This is a genomic window from Lysinibacillus sphaericus (genome assembly GCF_000600105.1).
Lineage (GTDB): Bacteria > Bacillota > Bacilli > Bacillales_A > Planococcaceae > Lysinibacillus > Lysinibacillus sphaericus.
Genome location: NZ_CP006837.1, coordinates 194965 through 214485, shown reverse-complemented (window position 1 = coordinate 214485; position 19521 = coordinate 194965). Strand labels below are relative to the sequence as shown.

Sequence of the window (19521 nt, the reverse complement as noted above, 5' to 3'; positions counted from 1 at the left end):
TTTATTTATTACAAAAGAATACCATGACGCACTACAACTTGCCCTTTTTTAATTACCGTATCGGTATGATTCATGCCGTAAAAGTATTGTAGCTGTTTGTAATTGGCAACATCCAATATAATAACATCCGCTTGTTTACCCGCTTCTAGCGTACCAATCTGGTGGCCTCTGTTCAATGCATGCGCAGCATTAATGGTCGTAGCAGTGATTACTTCCTCTAATGTCAACCCCATATGCATACAAGCTAAATTCATTATAAATGGCAAACTCATTGTCGGCGAAGAGCCCGGGTTAAAGTCTGTTGAGATGGCTACTGGCACTCCTTCATCAATCATTAACCTGCCTCTAGCAAACGGTGCGCGTAAGAAGAAGGCAGTGCCAGGTAGCAAGACGGCAATCGTTCCTGCTTCAGCCATATTTTGAATACCTTCATCCGAAGCAACTAACAAATGCTCTGCCGAGATAGCTCCCACATCAGCGGCTAATTCCGCACCGTTATACGGCTCTATTTCATCAGCATGAATTTTCGGTGTTAATCCAAGCGCTTTACCCGCCTCTAAAATGCGTCTAGATTGCGCTGGTGTAAATACGCCTTTTTCACAAAACACATCATTGAATTCTGCAAGCTCTAATGCCGAAACTTTTGGCAGCATATCATTAATAATAACGTCGACAAATTCATCTTCTCGTCCTTTAAAATCGCGTGGTACCGCATGTGCGCCCATAAAGGTACTGATGACATCTACCACATGTGTGTCCTGTAGCTTTTTAGCTACTTCCAGTTGTTTCTTTTCCGTTTCCCAATCCAGACCGTAACCTGACTTCGCTTCCACAGTAGTCACACCATGCTTTAAAAAAACATCTAAATGGTGCATCGTTTTTTCATATAACGCTTCAAAACTTGTTTCTCGTGTGCGCTTTGTTGTAGCATGAATGCCTCCACCTGCATTCATAATGTCCATATAAGTGGAACCGTTAAGTCGCATATTAAATTCCTGCTCACGTGTACCGCCATGCACTAAATGTGTATGGCAATCCACAAGACCTGGCATGACAATCTTTCCAGATGCATCTATAACCTCTGCTTCCTCCACTAAATGAGGGAAATCTATAACTAACTGCTCGTAAGCCCCGACAGCGACAACCTGACTTCCCGCTACGAGCACACTTCCCTTTTCTACAACGGCAATCTCTCGCATTTGTTCTTTTATTCGAGGCCCTTGTAAAGCGCTTTTCAAAGTAATGACTTCATTTGCATTTTTAATTAAAAGGGTCATTTCACATCATCCTTTAACATTGGCATATGGACACCCTTATTCTTTGCTGTATTGATAGCAATGTCATAACCTGCATCTGCATGCCGAACAATGCCCATTCCAGGGTCTGAAATCAACACGCGCGCTATTTTCTCAGCCGCTAGTGTTGATCCATCAGCAACTAACACTTGACCTGCATGCTGTGAATAGCCCATTCCTACACCGCCACCATGGTGAACACTTACCCAGCTAGCTCCACTCGCTGTGTTAACAAGTGCGTTTAAAATCGGCCAATCGGATACTGCATCTGACCCATCCAACATTCCTTCTGTTTCACGGTTGGGAGAAGCCACCGAGCCAGAGTCTAAATGATCCCGTCCGAAAACAATTGGTGCAGACAACTCGCCATTTGCCACCATTTCATTCACCTTCAATGCAAAGCGATGGCGATCACCATACCCTAACCAGCAAATACGTGCAGGTAGTCCCTGCCATTTCACCATTTTTTGCGCCATATCAATCCAATTGACAAGACCTTCATCTTCAGCAAACATTTCTTTCGCTAAAGCATCTGTTTTATAAATATCTTCCGGATTACCAGAAAGTGCTGCCCAACGGAACGGCCCCTTACCTTCACAGAACAATGGACGAATATACGCTGGTACAAAGCCTGGGAAGTCAAAAGCATTTGTCACACCCATCTCTTTTGCGTAAGCACGAATATTATTACCGTAATCAAATACTTCAGCACCCGCCTGTTGAAATTCAAGCATTGTACGAACATGCTCTGCCATCGTTTCTTTCGCCTTTTGCTCATACGTTTTGACATCATTTCTCCGTAACGCTAACGCTTCTTCAAACGTCATACCATTCGGTACATAGCCATTGATAGGGTCATGCGCAGATGTTTGGTCTGTCACAAAATCTGGAATGATACCTCGGTTTAGCAATTCACGGTTAACATCTGCACAGTTGCCAACTAGCCCAATTGACGCTGGCTCCCGTTGAGCACGGAGTTGATTGACTAATGCCACCGCTTCATCTACTGTCTCAACAAGATAATCACAGTAGCCTTCTTTTATTTTTCGTTCAATACGAGCACGTTCCACTTCAACTACTAAAATGACTGCCCCTGCCATTTTCCCAGCTAAAGGCTGTGCACCACTCATACCACCCATACCACCAGTAAGAATGAATTTCCCGCGTAAGTCCGCACTACCAAACACTTTCTTTCCAGCCTCTACAAACGATAAATATGTGCCTTGTAAAATACCTTGAGCACCAATATATATCCAACTACCAGCAGTCATTTGACCGTACATCATTAAATCACGGTCCTCTAGCTCATAGAAATGCTCCCAATTGGACCATGCAGGCACTAAGTTTGAATTGGCGATTAAAACGCGTGGTGCATGTTCATGCGTACGGAAGACAGCTACTGGCTTACCCGATTGAATAAGCAATGTTTCATCATTCTCTAATTCTTTTAAAGAAGCAATGATTTGTTCATAGCTTTGCCAATTTCGCGCCGCTTTTCCTATTCCTCCATACACAATAAGCTCATCAGGATTTTCTGCAACTTCAGGATCTAGATTATTCATCAGCATGCGCATCGCCGCTTCCTGTGTCCAACCTTTACATGTTATTTCATTCCCTCTTGGTGCACGAATATTAGTTTTATATACCATTAAAAACACGCTCCTTTAAAATAGTAAAAATGCTATTGGTGTTACAATAATTAAAGATAAGACGACACGCTCAAACCAAATCAGCAAGATTTCACGCAATGTCAATGGAATTTCTGATGACAAGATCAGTGGAATTACAGCAGAAAAGAATAATATTGAAGAAATAGATACGACAGACACAATAAATTTCGTTATCAATGTTGCTTGTGTGACAACAAGTGCTGGTAAAAACACTTCCGCCAACGATAAAGACAATGCTTTTGCTGTTAAAAATGGTTCTGGAACTTGTAATACATATGTAAAAGGAACAAAAATATACGCAAGCCAATCAAAAACAGGCGTATATGTTGCGAGTACAAGCCCTAGAAGACCAATTGATAAAATAGAAGGCATAACAGCCATTGCCATCACAAGGCCATCCTTTAAATTCATCCATAAAATTTTTGCTAACGGCGGATTTTGCTCAACCGCCACCATCGCTTGACGCCACGCTTCTTTAAAACGATTTTGCATTACTATTTTTTCTGGCATCGGTGTCGAGCCTGCAAAGTATTCATCCTTCATTGAACGCAGTGGATACATACGTGCTGTTATTGCCGTAACTAGAAATGTCACAACGAGCGATACCCAAAAAAATGTATTCCAATGTGGCATAATATCGAGCGTGCTTGCAATGACAACCATAAATGTGGCAGATACAGTTGAAAAGCCTGTTGCAATAATTGCGGCCTCCTTCGCTGTATAACGACCTTCCATATAGACACGGTTCGTTAAAAGTAACCCGACTGAATAACTGCCAACAAATGAGGCTACTGCATCTACTGCCGAACGGCCCGGCGTCTTAAAAATAGGTTGCATAAAACGCTGTGTTAAAACACCAATAAATTCAAGTAACCCAAAGCTAACAAGAATAGCTAAAAATAAAGAGCCTATCGGAATAAGTACCCCTACTGGCTTAATTAGTTTCTCCATTAAGTAAGGGCCGATATTTTCATTGGCAAGCCATGCAGGAGCAACATTAAAAATTAGCAAAACCCCAGCTACCATTCCACCCACTTTAAAAATTGACAACAACATATCGATTGACGACTTTTTCCACCTATAAGTAATAAATGGATAGATTGCTCCTCCAACAAGCATCATAACCACATAAACAGTGACAAGCGAGGGTGCTTCTGTACGAATATAATTCACAATATGATCGATTAGAATTGTGTTTTTTCCATGCCATTCAAACGAAATGAAAAAGCTGAATATTCCGACTAAGCTACAGATAACCATTTTTATAATTGAGGAAACTCTAAATGACGAGTCGTGCCTCAACGCCTGTTGCTTATAATCCATCGCCGTCCTCCTTGCTTATTTATAGCAAATCAGTCACCCAATAGTGCCCACCAAATTCATTTAAGTAAAAGAACTTGGCGGGAACATAAAGGATGTTATGCAAGAAGCTTAAATGCTCTCATCTAATAGAACATCACTTGCTAATAAGTACTTCGCTAATGCTTCAATTTCGTCACCAATAGGTTGATCTGCCAATAAAGGCGGACAGAATTCACGCACTTTTTCTAAATACTTTCTTGTTGTTGGCGATAACTGCTCTTCCGCCTTATCTAGATGGATAGCTTGCGACGCACAAATCATTTCTATTGCAATAACCCTAGCTGCATTGTGGACAATTTGTCGCACTTGACGAGCGGATGTTGTCCCCATACTGACATGATCTTCTTGATTGCCTGATGTAGGTATCGAATCCACACTTGAAGGATGTGCCAGCACTTTGTTTTCTGACACAATCGAAGCAGCTGTATATTGTGCAATCATCAGTCCACATTCAATACCAGGATTTGTTGCTAAAAATGGTGGCAAACCATCATTAAGTTGCGGATTGACCATGCGCTCTGTACGTCTTTCGGAAATATTAGCCCATTCACTGACCCCAACCTTTAAAAAGTCCATAGCTAATGCTATCGGCTGACCATGAAAATGACCTCCTGATAGAACTTCTCCATTTTCTAAAACGATAGGATTGTCTGTCGTAGCGTTCATCTCTATTTGCACACGCTGCTCCGCATAGAAAAATGATTGCCAAGATGCCCCGTGTACTTGGGGAATGCATCGCAGAGAATACGCATCCTGCATCCTTATTTCCCCCTGCTTGGTCACGCGTTTACTACCATCAAGCCATTTGCGAATACGCCCTCCTACCAACTCTAATTCTGGATGTGGTCTTACAGCTAATAGTGCCGGATCAAATGCAGACGTAATCCCTTTTAACGCCTCTAATGACAGACTCGCAGCCATATCCGCGGCAAGCCCAATACGCTCCGCCTCGTTTAATGTCAAAACGCCAATACCAGTCATTGCTTGCGTACCATTTACTAGCGCCAATCCTTCCTTTGCCTGTAATCGCACAGGTGTTAAGCCTGCTTTCTGTAATGCGATGTCACCTGACACAAGCTCGCCCTTAAATTCAGCTTTCCCTTCACCTACAAGCACTAATGCTAAATGCGATAATGGTGCTAAATCTCCACTTGCTCCAACTGATCCTTGGGATGGCACGATTGGATGTACCCCTTTATTGATGCAGTCTAGCAATAATTGCAATGTTTCTTGTCGAATACCAGAAAACCCACGTGCTAATGCATTTGCGCGTAAAATCATCATCGCACGCACGACATCCGTTGGAAATGGTTCGCCAACACCTGTAGCATCTGAACGAAGTAAATTTAATTGCAGTAACTCAATATCTGATTCTTCAATTCGTATATTACTTAACTTGCCAAACCCAGTATTGACACCGTAAATTACTTGCCCCTCTGCTAAGCGTTTTTCAATTCTTTCTCTACTTGCTCGAACGCGTTCCGTACTGTCAGCAGATAATACGACCGAAGCCTGCCCCCTCACGATTTTCTCAATTTGTTGCCTTGTTAACGTATTGCCATCAAGTTCGATGATTGTTTGCATACGATATCCCCCTATCCTTAACAGCTTATGTAAATGTATTTGTATAAAAAAATAATTTCTCTATATCCATTGTACAAACTACTTTTTTCAGAAAATATAGAATTTTAAAAGAGAAAACAGGAATTATTTCAGATTTTTATGTTATTTTTAATAATATAATCGTATTTTTTTACGAAACAAGATTTTTTTAAGAAAGGCTGATTTAAATGAAATTATTATTAATTGATCGAGATCTTACGGAACTTTCGGGCATTCGTTGGTTTTTGCATACATACTTTCCAGGAGATTTATCAATTGAGATGTGCACGACTATTTCCGAGGCCGCAAAAAGCATTCAACAATTTGTACCAGAAGTTATTTTGTTAAATATCGACATGCTACCGAATAATCGTTTAACGGCTCTTTACGGGCTTTTACAAAAACACTCAGGAAAAATCCTAGCCATCACCACAGAGCCGTTATTTAAAAACGCATTAAAAGCAATAGATTTACAGGTGGCGCATCTTTTTGTAAAACCAATTGATTTAGAAGTTTTAAAGCAAAAGCTTAGTGCTATTTCGCTTCATACACCTCAAATCCCAAAAGTTAGTGCTGATGCTAAAGGTGAATCTTTTTACTATCAATTATTTTTAGAGAACACAACTAACTCATTAACAACCGATATGCAGTTCACAATGATTGAACCTGAGCATCCAGAAACATTAAATAAATTGTTCATTTGGCTTCAACAAACACCGATTTATTATCAAATGAGCATTTATCCGTTATCAGGTGCAATCATTTGCCTCTTTCAAACAAGCGATTTAAAAATTATTGAAAAAGATATAAGAACCTTGCTAAAGGAATGGCAAATGACGAATAACGGCGCTCTGAATATCGGCGTTTATGATGGTGCGCCGACAACTTTAAAAGAAATGTATGCATTAACAAAGCGAGCCCTACTGCAAAGCTTTTATGAAGGCTACGGCCATATTTTTTATGCAACGAAACAATACCAAACACACCCTCTCGACCCTTTACTGACACCAGAGGAGCAACAACTACTTATTAAAAGTTTAGAGGAAGGTAATATTGAAGCAGTAAAAACGTTCTTATATCGCTTATCAAATGGAGGTATCTATTACGAGCAAGATGATTTGCGCATCCACCTTACCAGTGTACTGGCGCAAATCCGCCGATTTATGCTGAAATACAAACTGCATGAAAAAGCTGCTATCGAGCAAAATTATCGCCAACTTTTTCATTTGATTATTGAACACCCTATATTCTATACAATTCTCAATGGCATTATTTTATTCACACAGCGACTTATTGAATTGGCACGTGAAGCTCGAATGGAGAAAAAAGCGGACTATATAGAATTAGCTTTGGAAATAATCGATCATCAATATCATAATCATGAACTATCCTTACCATTTATCGCGAATAAGTTAGGGATTAGCCCCAATTATTTAAGTACAATATTTTCACAAAAACAAGGCCAGCCATTCAAACGCTATTTACAGCAAGTTCGGATTCAAAATTCAACTAAAATGCTTATTGAAACCGATTTTGCCATTAGTGAAATTGCGCTGTTAAATGGCTTTGATGATCCGAATTATTTCAGCAAATTATTCAAACAGTTCATAGGGACTACACCTAACCGCTATCGAAAAGGATGGAAAAATCAAGGAGGCATTATCCAATCGTAATTTTCATTTAGACTACCTTATTTTCAATATCAATATTAAATAAGAAGGATTCCCAAATATACTTTGTCTTTAATCTTATATACTTGCAAATCACTTATTCCTTTAAAATAACCGTAAAAACTATAAAAACAGTGAAAATATTCTAAAAAAATATGTATTTTGGTTGAAAGCTATGCATATATTTATAGTTTATACATTGCTATATAAATTCTTTAACAATAATTATTATAATGTACTAGCAATTCTATTTTATATTTGTTATAGTTATTTACGAGGAGTTTGACTCACAATATTTTTCAGGAGGTAAACTAATATGACAAACGCAAATGATCGTAGCCGTCGTTTCACAACAGCAGGTGGTGCTCCAGTAGTAAGCAACCACGACTCTATGTCTGCAGGTCCTCGTGGTCCACTTTTACTTCAAGATGTATGGTTAGTTGAAAAATTAGCAAACTTCAACCGTGAAGTTATTCCGGAGCGCCGTATGCATGCTAAAGGTTCAGGAGCATTCGGTACATTCACTGTGACACATGATATTTCTCAATATACGAAAGCTAAAATCTTCTCTGAAATCGGGAAGAAAACACCAATGTTCGCTCGTTTCTCAACTGTAGCGGGAGAACGCGGTGCTGCAGATGCAGAGCGCGATATTCGAGGCTTTGCATTGAAATTCTATACAGAAGAAGGTAACTGGGATTTAGTTGGTAATAACACACCTGTATTCTTCTTCCGTGATCCGTTACACTTTACAGATTTAAACCACGTAGTAAAACGCGATCCACGCACAAATATGAAAAACGCAAACTCTAACTGGGATTTCTGGACTTTATTACCAGAAGCGTTACACCAAATTACAATTGTTATGTCTGACCGTGGTATTCCAACAGGTTATCGTAATATGCATGGTTTCGGCTCACACACTTACAGCTTCATCAATGCACAAAATGAGCGTGTATGGGTGAAATTCCACTTCCGTACAGAGCAAGGCATTAAAAACTTAACAGGTGCTGAAGCAGCTGAAATTATCGGTAAAGACCGCGAATCTTCACAACGTGACTTGTACGAAGCTATCGAACGAGGCGATTTCCCAAAATGGAAAATGTACATTCAAGTCATGACAGAAGAACAAGCGCGTGAATTACCTTATAACCCATTCGACTTAACAAAAGTTTGGTATAAAAAAGACTTCCCACTAATTCCAGTTGGCGAATTCGAGTTAAATAAAAACCCTGATAACTACTTTGCAGAAGTAGAACAATCATCGTTTGCACCATCTAACATTGTGCCTGGTATCAGCTACTCTCCAGACAAAATGTTACAAGCTCGTATTTTTGCATACGCAGATGCAGCTCGCTATCGCTTAGGCGTAAACCACCACAGTCTGCCTGTAAACGCACCAAAATGCCCATTCCGTTCATTCCACCGCGATGGCGCTATGCGTTTTGATGGCAATCTCGGTTCTACATTAAGCTATGAACCAAACAGCTACGGTGAATGGGAGCACAATCTAGACTATAAAGAGCCACCATTACGTATTGATGGTCATGCTGATATCCACGACTTCCGAGAAGATGACAATAACTACTTCGAACAACCAGGTAAATTATTCCGTCTGTTATCTGCGGAAGAGCAACAACGCTTATTCGAAAATACAGCAAATGATATGGCTTCAGTTGAAGAATTCATCAAACGTCGCCACATCTTACACTGCTATTTAGCTGACCCTGCATATGGTGAGGGTGTAGCGAAAGCAATGGGTCTATCATTAGAAGGTATGGATCTTTCAAATCCGTATGTAAAAAAAGAAGTAAAACAAGTAGCAAACATCTAATATTCCCCTATATTGATATCCAATAATACTTGCAGTCATTGGCAAGTAGACAAAAGGTAGCGAGAATGTGCATTTCTCGATGCCTTTTGTCATTTTTACTTCGTTATTTTGCTAGTCCCAATAAGCTTTATAACAAGTAGCTACATTGGAAGACTATCGTACATATTTCAATCTTCCTTCGTTCTAAAGCTTTCGCATCTGTCACTTAGACTATCTTTACCGTTTACTATTCAGTAGATTGGCGTAAGCTGCCTCAACTGACTTAAAGGTAACTCCCCCACTCACTGAAAAAGTAATATGCAGTGGAATTCATTTTTTTATTGTTTCCTTTTACTATGTATATCTGTCATCGTCATATAGGTGTTCTTGTATACCATTTATATGAAAATTCCACAACTTTGTACTGTTCTTATTCCTAATGTCGCTAAAATTTTTTGGGCATTGATACGTGACAACTATTACAAAACTGGAATGGAGGAAAAAAGATGTCGATTCGAATGAAACTATATATTGGATTTAGTACAATCATTCTTTTATTACTAACTATTTCCTCAATCGCTTACTACCAACTGAATCACATTAATAATTTAAATAAAGACTTATTTGAAAACCGTGTTTATAAGCTGATTCAAGTCGATAAAATTGTCATTGCTTCTTCAATGCAGAGCAACTATCTTCGTTCATATATTCTCGAACCCAATGAAGCAACCATTAAAAACCTCGAGGACCAAGAAAAGTTGATTCAAGACAAGGTGGAAGAGCTAGATAGCTTATTCACTTCAGAAACGACACAAAAGCAAATGGAAGTTATTAAAGCCAATCAGGCGATTTTTGAAAAAGCAGCACTGGAGATTATTAATACATACAGTCCCGATAATTTACAACCTGCCATTGACATTCTTCGAACAAAAGCACGCCCTGCTGCTGCTGCAATCCAACAAGCCGCACATGAAATTGCATTTTATGAGGAAAGACAAGTACAGTTAGCACGTGCTGAGTCGTCAAAAGTGGAAACTATAAGCTCATCGATTATCTTAATTCTCGCTGCCTTTTCCACAAGTTTAGCCTTTCTCATCGCCTTCATTATGACAAGGATTATTACAAAGCCTGTCAATCGCCTAGCTAAGGCAGCAAATATCATTGCTACCGGTGATTTACGTCAAGAGGATGTGAAAGTAAAGACAAAAGATGAGATTCGAAAGTTAGCCGATTCATTTAATGTAATGAAAGCAAATTTGCGCTCTCTCATTGACAATATAGCGATCAATGTAGAACATACTACTACAAGTGCAGGAGAATTAGCCGCAAGCACTGACGACGTTACTTCTTCTTCAAATGACGTTGCTAAACGCGTAGAATTAATGGCTCGAGGCGGTAGTCAGGCTGTCATGACAGGGCAAGAAACCGCTATGGCCATGGACGAAACTGCACGTGGAGTTCAGCGCATCGCTGAAGCCACACAGATGCTTCATTCGAAAGCGCTTGATACACAAAGCGTTGCGACTAATGGTGAAAAGATGTTGCAAAAGACCGAAAATCAAATGATGGTTATTCAACAATCTTCAGATAAGACAAATGCGCTTATTAAACAGTTAAGTACGCAATCGACTGAGATTGAAAATATAACGAAAGTCATTACTGAAATTACCGATCAGACCAACCTACTAGCTTTGAATGCTGCCATCGAAGCAGTGCGGGCTGGCGAACATGGGCAAGGATTTGCTGTCGTGGCAGATGAAGTACGTAAATTAGCGGAGGAATCCAAAATATCAGCCAACCAAATCATTAACTTAATTAATGATATTCAGCAAAATACATTGGAAGTCGAAAAAGCGGTGAGCGTTACAGTACAAAATATTGATGAAGGCGTTTCTTACATTCAACATGCGCAAAACGCATTTAATGGCATTATGGGCGCAATTGAAGATATGGCATCCGAAATAGAAGACGTTTCTGCTTCTACTCAACAAATTTCTGCAAGTACTGAAGAGGTTGCTGCATCTGTTAATGAAATGTCTGCGGTAGCAAAAAACGTGGCAGCACAATCCGAAACGATTTCAAGCGCAATTGAAGAACAAACATCCACCATCCAAGAAATGAATGCTGTTGCACAATCTTTAAACGACGGGGCTACCACCCTTCAAGCACATATAAATAAATTTAAAGTCTAAAAAGCTAAGACAAAAAAGTGTTAGATTGATTGCAGTCAATCTAACACTTTTTGCTACTATGGTGAATCGGATGTTGTCCGCGGTTTATCGGTGATTTCTTTTGTTACTGATACAATCGGCTACCAGCTTTTTTAAACTCTAGAGCCTTTTCCTTCATTCCTTGATGGATAGCTTCTGTCGTATTTAAATCTTTTTCTTTAGCATAGTTACGAATATCTTGAGAAATTCTCATACTGCAAAACTTAGGGCCGCACATTGAGCAGAAATGGGCTGTTTTCGCTCCCTCTGCGGGTAATGTTTCATCGTGGTATTCTACTGCTCGTTCTGGGTCTAATGATAAGTTAAACTGATCGCGCCAGCGGAACTCAAATCGCGCTTTGGATAGCGCATCATCTCTTTGTTGTGCCCCAGGGTGCCCTTTCGCTAAGTCAGCCGCGTGTGCCGCAATTTTATAGGTAATGACCCCTACACGAACATCTTCTCGATTTGGTAAGCCTAAATGTTCTTTCGGTGTCACATAACATAGCATCGCTGTGCCAAACCAGCCAATCATCGCTGCGCCAATGGCAGATGTAATATGGTCATAGCCTGGCGCGATATCCGTTGTAAGAGGCCCCAATGTGTAAAAAGGTGCTTCTTTGCAAACTTCCAATTGTTTGTCCATATTTTCTTTAATGAGATGCATCGGTACGTGCCCAGGTCCCTCTACCATTACTTGTACATCGTGCTTCCATGCAATTTGCGTTAACTCTCCTAACGTATCAAGCTCCGCAAACTGTGCCTCATCATTGGCATCAGCAATTGAACCTGGGCGTAAACCATCCCCTAATGAAAAAGCAACATCATACGTTTTCATAATTTCACAAATTTCTTCAAAATGAGTATATAAGAAGTTTTCTTGGTGATGGAATAGGCACCATTGCGCCATAATCGAACCACCACGCGACACAATGCCCGTTACGCGATTAGCTGTGAGTGGTACGTAACGAAGCAATACGCCTGCATGAATCGTAAAGTAATCCACCCCTTGTTCAGCTTGCTCGATCAACGTATCACGATACACTTCCCATGTTAAATCCTCGGCTACACCATTGACCTTTTCGAGTGCCTGATAAATTGGCACAGTTCCTACAGGTACAGCTGCATTACGAATAATCCATTCGCGGGTTGTATGAATATGCTTGCCAGTAGATAGATCCATTATATTATCTGCGCCCCATCGTGTAGCCCATGTCATTTTTTCAACTTCCTCTGCTATAGAGGAAGAAACAGCCGAATTACCAATATTGGCATTAATTTTGACATGAAAGTTTCGGCCAATAATCATCGGCTCTGCCTCTGGATGATTAATATTGGATGGCATAATGGCACGTCCTGCAGCAATTTCTGCACGTACAAATTCTGGTTCTACATGTTCACGAATCGCTACAAATTCCATTTCCGGGGTAATAATCCCTTGTCTTGCATAATGCAGTTGTGTCACGTTGCGACCTTTTTTTGCACGTAATGGTTTTCGGGAAAGCTCCGGAAAAACGTTTTCCTTCATACGAGGGTCGTCTGCTTTGCGGAAACCATTATCCTCTGGTTTAATCGTCCGCCCTTCGTACTCCTCTACATCTCCACGTTCTTTTATCCACGCACTACGCAATGCAGGTAAACCTTTTGTAATATCCACTTTGTAAGTTGGATCTGTATAAGGACCGCTCGTATCATAAACACGCACTGGTGCATTATCTTCTTCTCCAAAACTACCCGTTGTTGGGCTTAGCTGAATTTCACGCATCGGTACTAAAATATCTGGGCGTGTTCCTTCTACATATACTTTTTTACTTCCGTCAAAACTTGTCATAATGGTAATGTTCTTTTCGCTAACTGTTGTCATATACTATTCCGCTCCCTTTTCCATAAATTTTCAAAAAGGACCGAATCTAGCTCACGCCAATAGGTAGCATTACAAATAAAAAAGCCGAATCCAAAAATATTGGATCCGGCTGTACATGTAAGGTTTATTTATCGCAAAAAATTCTAGGAGTGCGATGTTCATTAACTTTCCCACGCTGGTATGAGCCAGATCAGGTCCAAAGGGTCAAGAAACCTCTATGCGTTTCCCTCTCAGCCCGACTCATCGGACTCCCCTAGTTATAGCTATTAAGTTTGATGATAGTGTAACAGATTTTTCTAATAGATGGAAGTTATAATTAGATTTATCTTGCTATTATCCTTGAGTAATTACGTAAATAGCAGTTCTGCTAGATAAATGACAATTGTTACTGTTAGACAGCTAACAATCGTGGAAAAAAGAACCGTTTGCGCAGCAGTTGCCGACTCAACATCATATTCTAATGCCAAGCTAGAGCTATTGCGTGAGGTCGGAAATGCACTTGCAATGAAGAGTGACTGAGCGACAACACCATCTAAACCGAGGACAAAAATAATAAGCAATGCAACGGCTGGGCCTACTACTAGACGTGTAATGCAGCTAACAAACACCGTTTTATTGAACATGGACTTGATTTCAAGCTGTGATAGTTGTGCACCCAGTGTAATAAGCGCTACGGCAATAAAGCCATCAGCTACGTGGTCAATAGAAATACGGATAAATTGTGGAATGCCAATATTAAAGAAATTCATTGCCACCCCTATTATAAGGGCATGAATAATGGGCATTTTCAGGAAGTCTTTTATGATTGCCATCCCTGATTTAGTCGAAGAGATTAAATTATATAAACCATATGTATAGGTCGTCATATTTTGAAAAATAACGAGAATCACTTGGATTGCCACCCCAATGGGCTGCGTTGCGAAAATCATTTGTGCAACTGGAATACCATAGTTGCCGGAGTTAATAAGGACAACACTATTTTTAAACACTGCCGTCTCTGTTTTCGCTAGACCAAGCCCCTTCGCTAAAAAATGACTAAGCACCATTTGACTGCCGATAAAGAGCACAATAAATAATGCCACTTCCCCCAGCACTGATAACTCCACACTTGTTTCATATAAATTCACAAATACCGCAGCTGGCATAAAACAATACGTAATGAGCTGAGATAATGCTTTTAAGTTAAAAGAAAATTTCTTTTGTAAAAATGCACCAAGTACAAGCAACACTAAAATAGGGGCAACTATTTTAAAGAAAATCATACCGAGATACATCATGGAGGTGACCCCCTTTCATCTCTTTCTATAGTAAAACTGTTCACGACATGGGTCAATGCTCCCCCGCTAGTATAAGTTTACATAAAAAAGAACTGCCCCTTGCTAGGACAGCCCCTTTTTATGTTTGTAGGTTTTTGCTTTGCTTTGGGGTATTTAATCTTGCTTCGCGGGTAAACCTCCCTATTTCGCGGATAAATCGCCCTGCTCCGCGGGGAAATCTCTCTGCTCCGCAGGTAAATCACTCTACTCCGCGGGGAAATCTCCCTATTTCGCGGGTAAATCACCCTGCTCCGCGGGGAAATCTCTTTGCTCCACGGGTATCACCCTACTTCGCGGGTATCACCCTGCTTCGCGGGGAAATCTCCCTATTTCGCGGATAAATCACCCTGTTCCGCGGATATTTCACTCTATTTCGCGGGTAAATCACCCTGTTCCGCGGATATTTCACTCTATTTCGCGGGTAAATCACCCTGTTCCGCGGATATTTCACTCTATTTCGCGGGTAAACCTCCTTGCTTCGCGGGTAAACCTCTTTGCTTCGCGGGTAAACCCCTTTGCTTCATGGGTATCACCCTGCTCCGCGGGGAAATCGCTCTGCTCCACGGGTATCACCCTGCTTCGCGGGGAAATCTCTCTGCTCCGCGGGTAAACCTCCTTGCTTCGCGGGTAAATCTCCCTGCTCCGCGGGTAAATCACCCTGCTCCGCGGGTAAACCTCTCTGCTTCACGGGTATCACTCTGCTCCGCGGGTAAACCTCCTTGCTTCGCGGGGAAATCACCCTGCTCCGCGGGTAAATCACCTTGCTTCGCGGGTAAACCTCTTTGCTTCGCGGGTAAACCCCTTTGCTTTATGGGTATCACCCTGCTCCGCGGATATCACCCTGCTTCGCGGATAAACCTCTCTGCTTCGCGGGTATTTCATCTTGCTCCGCGGGTAAACCCCTTTGCTTCATGGGTATCACCCTGCTCCGCGGGTATTTCCATCTCTCTTTATTATGCAAGTTTAAATCGATTCACGACCTCTTGAAGTTCTTTAGAAATTTGGTTCATGTTGTTGATAGATTCTGAGACCTTTTCCATTTCTGCCTGTTGGTCTGCGGCTGATGCACTCACCTGTTCTGCAGAAGCAGCAGTTTCCTCTGAAACGGCAGAAATACTTTGAATCGCCGTAATGGCTTGGTCCTTTTGCTCCAACATTTGTGAAAGCTCTGACAATAGTTCATTAATTGCTGTTGCAATTGATTGAGATAGCTCGTTATTATCCTTAAAAGCTAACTCTGTATTTTGTACCGATTCATTTTGCGCTTGCATTAAGCTTGCATTGGAAGCAATAACGGATACCGTTTGCTTTGAATCTGCTAGAATGCTAGAGACCGTTTGTTTAATAACTTCTGTTTCGTTTTTAGACTGCTCTGCCAGTTTACGCACTTCCTCTGCTACTACTGCAAAGCCTTTGCCGTGTTCTCCCGCTCGAGCAGCTTCTATACTTGCATTCAGTGCTAATAGATTCGTTTGCTCTGTTATTCCTTGAATAGATGCAATAATTTGATTGATATTGTTAATATTGCTAGACAAAGATTCCATTTGACGTTGGATACGTCCATTCATTTCATTCGTTTCCGCATTTCGGTCACGTAAACTTTCCACTTCTTTCATGCCCTGCTCTGTAGAAGTTTGTGTTTTGATTGACAGCTCGTCCATTTGCTTTGACAACCTTGTAATGGCGTCAATTTGGTCAGATAAGTCAATCATTCGATAATTCGTTTCTTCTGTATCCTCTGATTGTTTTGATGCACCTTGCGCTATTTCGTTAATTGCGACAGATACTTCCTGACTTGATGCTACAATTTCATTAAAGGCTTCATGAACATGGTCGGATGATTGATTGAGCAATGTTGAAGAATTTAATACCGTATGTATGGCATCATTCGTCTTATCCAGCATATTATTATAAGCTAATGCAACAGCACCAATTTCATCGGATTTTATAAATTTATCATCTATCTTTTTCGTTAAATCGCCTTCTGCTGCTGTTTCAATCGATGTACGTAAAACCTTTAAAGGCTTCAACTGCTTATATATAAACATTGCACTAGCAGCGGCCATTAAAATTACCATAATAATTGCTGATACAATCGTGAAGACAAGGATTTTATTATACGTTTCTAATATTTTAGAATTAGGTAAAACTAATTGCACTGACCATACTTCATCGATATTTTCTAACATCATGGGAGCAAAAGCATTAAATGATTTTTCCCCAAGCTGCTTCGAGTCTACATATAGACTGTCCGGTTTTCCTTCATCCATAGATTGTCTAATACTTGTCCAATCAACCGCATCCTGCATATTTGTCCCATCTAACTTTTCGTTAATACTATTGACCGTTAACATGCCTTGATCTGTAATAATGCCTGCATAACCACCATCAGGCTGTATAGAGTCAGCTAATTCCTTTAAAAAGTCGATAGATAAGTCGGCTGTTAATACGCCAAAATATGTACCTGATGCGTTATACAGTGGCACAGCAATAGTCGTCATCGAGATAGTTTTACCGTTCACATTATAATCATATGGCTCTGTTAATACAGCACGCCCTTCTCCTTTTGGAATCCGATACCAAGCATCTTCCGCTTTCGGATCGTCAATTCCTTCTATAGGGTCTGTGTTGATTTGGTTGCCATCTTTAGTTAGGTAAGGGATAAAGCGATTTTTTACATCAATTAATGCCGTATCAGTAGTTGGTCCAACTTTTACCGCACCATTTTCTATAACGGCCCCTACACCAAGTAAATCATCATTATTCGTTAAATTCGTATTCAGTATATCCATTACACTTTCTGTCGAAAGCGCATCATTTTTTTCCATTGCTTCAACAATACGTTTTGTTGTTTGTAATGTATCATTAGCTTTTTTAAACCGTTCGCTCATTTTTGCAGCAGATAACTCCGCATTTTGCAGCGTTGCCTTCTCTGAATCATCAACACTTTGAGTATGCAGAGTAGCGCTAGTTACCAATGTATAAGCAACAAATAATACTAAAAATACACCTAAAATTAAAGAAGTGAGCTTTAATGCAATACTTTTGGATTTTTTCATTACAAACACCTCCATTTTTATAAAATAATCATAATGTATCATTGGTAGTATAACAATAAAAGTTTCACTGAATTTACCAAGCAACGTAAAGTTTTCAATTAATAAAGTCTGTTTACAATCCTATTTGTCGTAAATAAGACGTATTGAGTTAAAGAAAACATCGGACCTTTTTACCTATTCAGCTAAAATATGCATATAAAATCCTTAAGCTATGATAAAATTAAGTATAAAATATAGGAGGTTTGCCCATATGAAACACAAAAGAAACCTAGCCTTGCTTGCACTAGTAGCAGTACCTTCACTTATCTATTCAACACCTATAACGTCTGCCTCAGCTGCTGATCATTCGGCACATGCCAAGACTGCTTACATATATAATAATTACTATAATGCTAACGTTAACAACGTTATCCAGTTGATTTCCAATATTAATGATACATCCTTCTCGTTTCAGCCATACTTAGAAGCTGCACTAAAGGCGTACAATGCGTTAACAGAAACTGAAAAGCAATATGTAACGAATTATGGGACACTATCCAATCATCAACAAACAAGAGTAAGTTATCGTCGACTAGCTGCACAAATAGAAGAAAAATTAGCTTCCGTTGACTCTACTTCTGTTAACTATTATCAAAATGTAATTGAAACGAGAGATTGGTACAATAGGTTAAATGCTGCGCAAAAAACCTTTGTAAGTGAAGCAACCCAAAAAATACTGACGTCAACAATTACACCGAATACTTCTGTTGATAAAGTTGTTAATAAAATTCAATTGTTAAACGCTTCTCGACTTAGCTTCCATAAAGATGTGGCAGAGGCGCGCGCTGAGTATAATGCATTGCGAAAATTCTCCAATGTTGTTTTACCTTCAGGGATTGAAAAACAATTATTAGATGCCGAACAGGTCGTTATATTGGATAAATCCGCAGCGAAGCAAGTAGAAAATACCATTGCTGCCTTATCGCCAAAAACGTCTACAACACAGGATGTCCAAGCAGCAAAAAACGCTTTTGAAGCATTAACACCCGTACAACAACAGCTTGTTCCAAACGTTTGGAAATTAGTAGACTTTGTAAAAGGGAAATATAAACTACCTGAAAATGGTCATACAATCGATACACCAACATTGTCAGACTCGGCAGCAGTACCTGGTAAAAACACACTAATGTCTAAGAGTAGAAGAAACACGTATAAAGCAAAAATTAATGTTGCTGATTCTGAAAATAAAAATGAACGTTTTGTTTTAACAACGAAAGCAAATATGGTCTTAATCATCCCACCGCTCAATACACTTGTTAATAAGGATTCGGGTGTAATGGATGTTCAGCTTACAAGAAACTTAAATCGCATTACTTTCCAAGCAGTATTAAATAATAAACCTGTTAAATTTGATGCGAATATTGAAATTATTTTAGAAAATTTACCTGACAATGCTTCCATTGTTCAGCTTAATGAATTCGGTGACCAAGAGCCTGTTTCCTATACAGTCAATGGCAATCAATACATTATAGAAACTCAAACTTCTGGTACGTTCCAAATTGTTAGAAATTAACTTATAAAAATCCCATACCCTGTCTTAAGTGGTGTGGGATTTGTCATTGCAAATAAACCACAATTAAACAGTAAGCCACTAGCATGAATATTAGCTAGTGGCTTTCTC

11 protein-coding genes and 1 riboswitch are annotated in these 19521 nt (G+C 39.9%); of the genes, 4 read left to right on the top strand and 7 right to left on the bottom strand.

Going from position 1 to position 19521, the window contains the following annotated elements; all coding sequences use genetic code 11:
• Window positions 1-8: 8 nt before the first annotated feature.
• The 4 genes from hutI to hutH form a co-directional block, all read right to left on the bottom strand.
• Entirely contained in the window at window positions 9-1277 is a 1269-nt protein-coding gene (gene hutI, locus T479_RS00910) for an imidazolonepropionase (RefSeq protein ID WP_024360741.1), read from the bottom strand.
• On the bottom strand, window positions 1274-2944 hold the full coding sequence (gene hutU / locus T479_RS00905) for a urocanate hydratase (RefSeq protein ID WP_025218387.1): 1671 nt from the start codon (window positions 2942-2944) through the stop codon (window positions 1274-1276). The genes hutI and hutU overlap by 4 nt, the downstream gene beginning before the upstream one ends.
• Window positions 2945-2959: 15 nt before the next feature.
• Window positions 2960-4288: a YjiH family protein gene (locus T479_RS00900; RefSeq protein ID WP_025218386.1), complete on the bottom strand. Its 1329-nt coding sequence runs from the start codon at window positions 4286-4288 to the stop codon at window positions 2960-2962.
• 108 nt (window positions 4289-4396) lie between these two features.
• Complete coding sequence (gene hutH, locus T479_RS00895; RefSeq protein ID WP_024360744.1) at window positions 4397-5911, bottom strand: histidine ammonia-lyase; 1515 nt, start codon at window positions 5909-5911, stop codon at window positions 4397-4399.
• Between the two features lie 206 nt (window positions 5912-6117).
• On the opposite strand from hutH, the gene T479_RS00890 reads away from it, so the two are divergent.
• The 3 genes from T479_RS00890 (at window position 6118) to T479_RS00880 (ending at window position 11604) form a co-directional block, all read left to right on the top strand.
• The gene (locus T479_RS00890; protein WP_025218385.1) at window positions 6118-7602 is read left to right on the top strand and encodes a helix-turn-helix domain-containing protein; all 1485 of its coding nucleotides are present in this window, start codon (window positions 6118-6120) and stop codon (window positions 7600-7602) included.
• Window positions 7603-7915: 313 nt separating this feature from the next.
• A complete protein-coding gene (locus T479_RS00885; RefSeq protein ID WP_024360746.1) occupies window positions 7916-9433 on the top strand; it encodes a catalase in 1518 nt (505 codons plus the stop codon).
• A gap of 485 nt (window positions 9434-9918) precedes the next feature.
• Window positions 9919-11604 (top strand): methyl-accepting chemotaxis protein, encoded by a 1686-nt coding sequence (locus tag T479_RS00880; protein ID WP_025218384.1) that lies wholly within the window; start codon window positions 9919-9921, stop codon window positions 11602-11604.
• Between the two features lie 103 nt (window positions 11605-11707).
• Here the strand turns inward: T479_RS00880 and thiC are convergent, their stop codons facing one another.
• The 3 genes from thiC to T479_RS00865 all read right to left on the bottom strand — a co-directional run bounded on the left by thiC (window position 11708) and on the right by T479_RS00865 (window position 17861).
• The gene (thiC, locus tag T479_RS00875) at window positions 11708-13486 is read right to left on the bottom strand and encodes a phosphomethylpyrimidine synthase ThiC (protein WP_025218383.1); all 1779 of its coding nucleotides are present in this window, start codon (window positions 13484-13486) and stop codon (window positions 11708-11710) included.
• Window positions 13487-13636: 150 nt separating this feature from the next.
• Window positions 13637-13751, bottom strand: a riboswitch (TPP riboswitch).
• 82 nt (window positions 13752-13833) lie between these two features.
• The gene (locus T479_RS00870) at window positions 13834-14763 is read right to left on the bottom strand and encodes an AEC family transporter (RefSeq protein ID WP_025218382.1); all 930 of its coding nucleotides are present in this window, start codon (window positions 14761-14763) and stop codon (window positions 13834-13836) included.
• A gap of 992 nt (window positions 14764-15755) precedes the next feature.
• Complete coding sequence (locus tag T479_RS00865; protein ID WP_025218381.1) at window positions 15756-17861, bottom strand: methyl-accepting chemotaxis protein; 2106 nt, start codon at window positions 17859-17861, stop codon at window positions 15756-15758.
• Between the two features lie 250 nt (window positions 17862-18111).
• Here T479_RS00865 and T479_RS00860 point away from each other — a divergent pair, with 250 nt between their 5' ends.
• On the top strand, window positions 18112-19413 hold the full coding sequence (locus tag T479_RS00860; protein ID WP_025218380.1) for a hypothetical protein: 1302 nt from the start codon (window positions 18112-18114) through the stop codon (window positions 19411-19413).
• Window positions 19414-19521 lie beyond the last annotated feature (108 nt).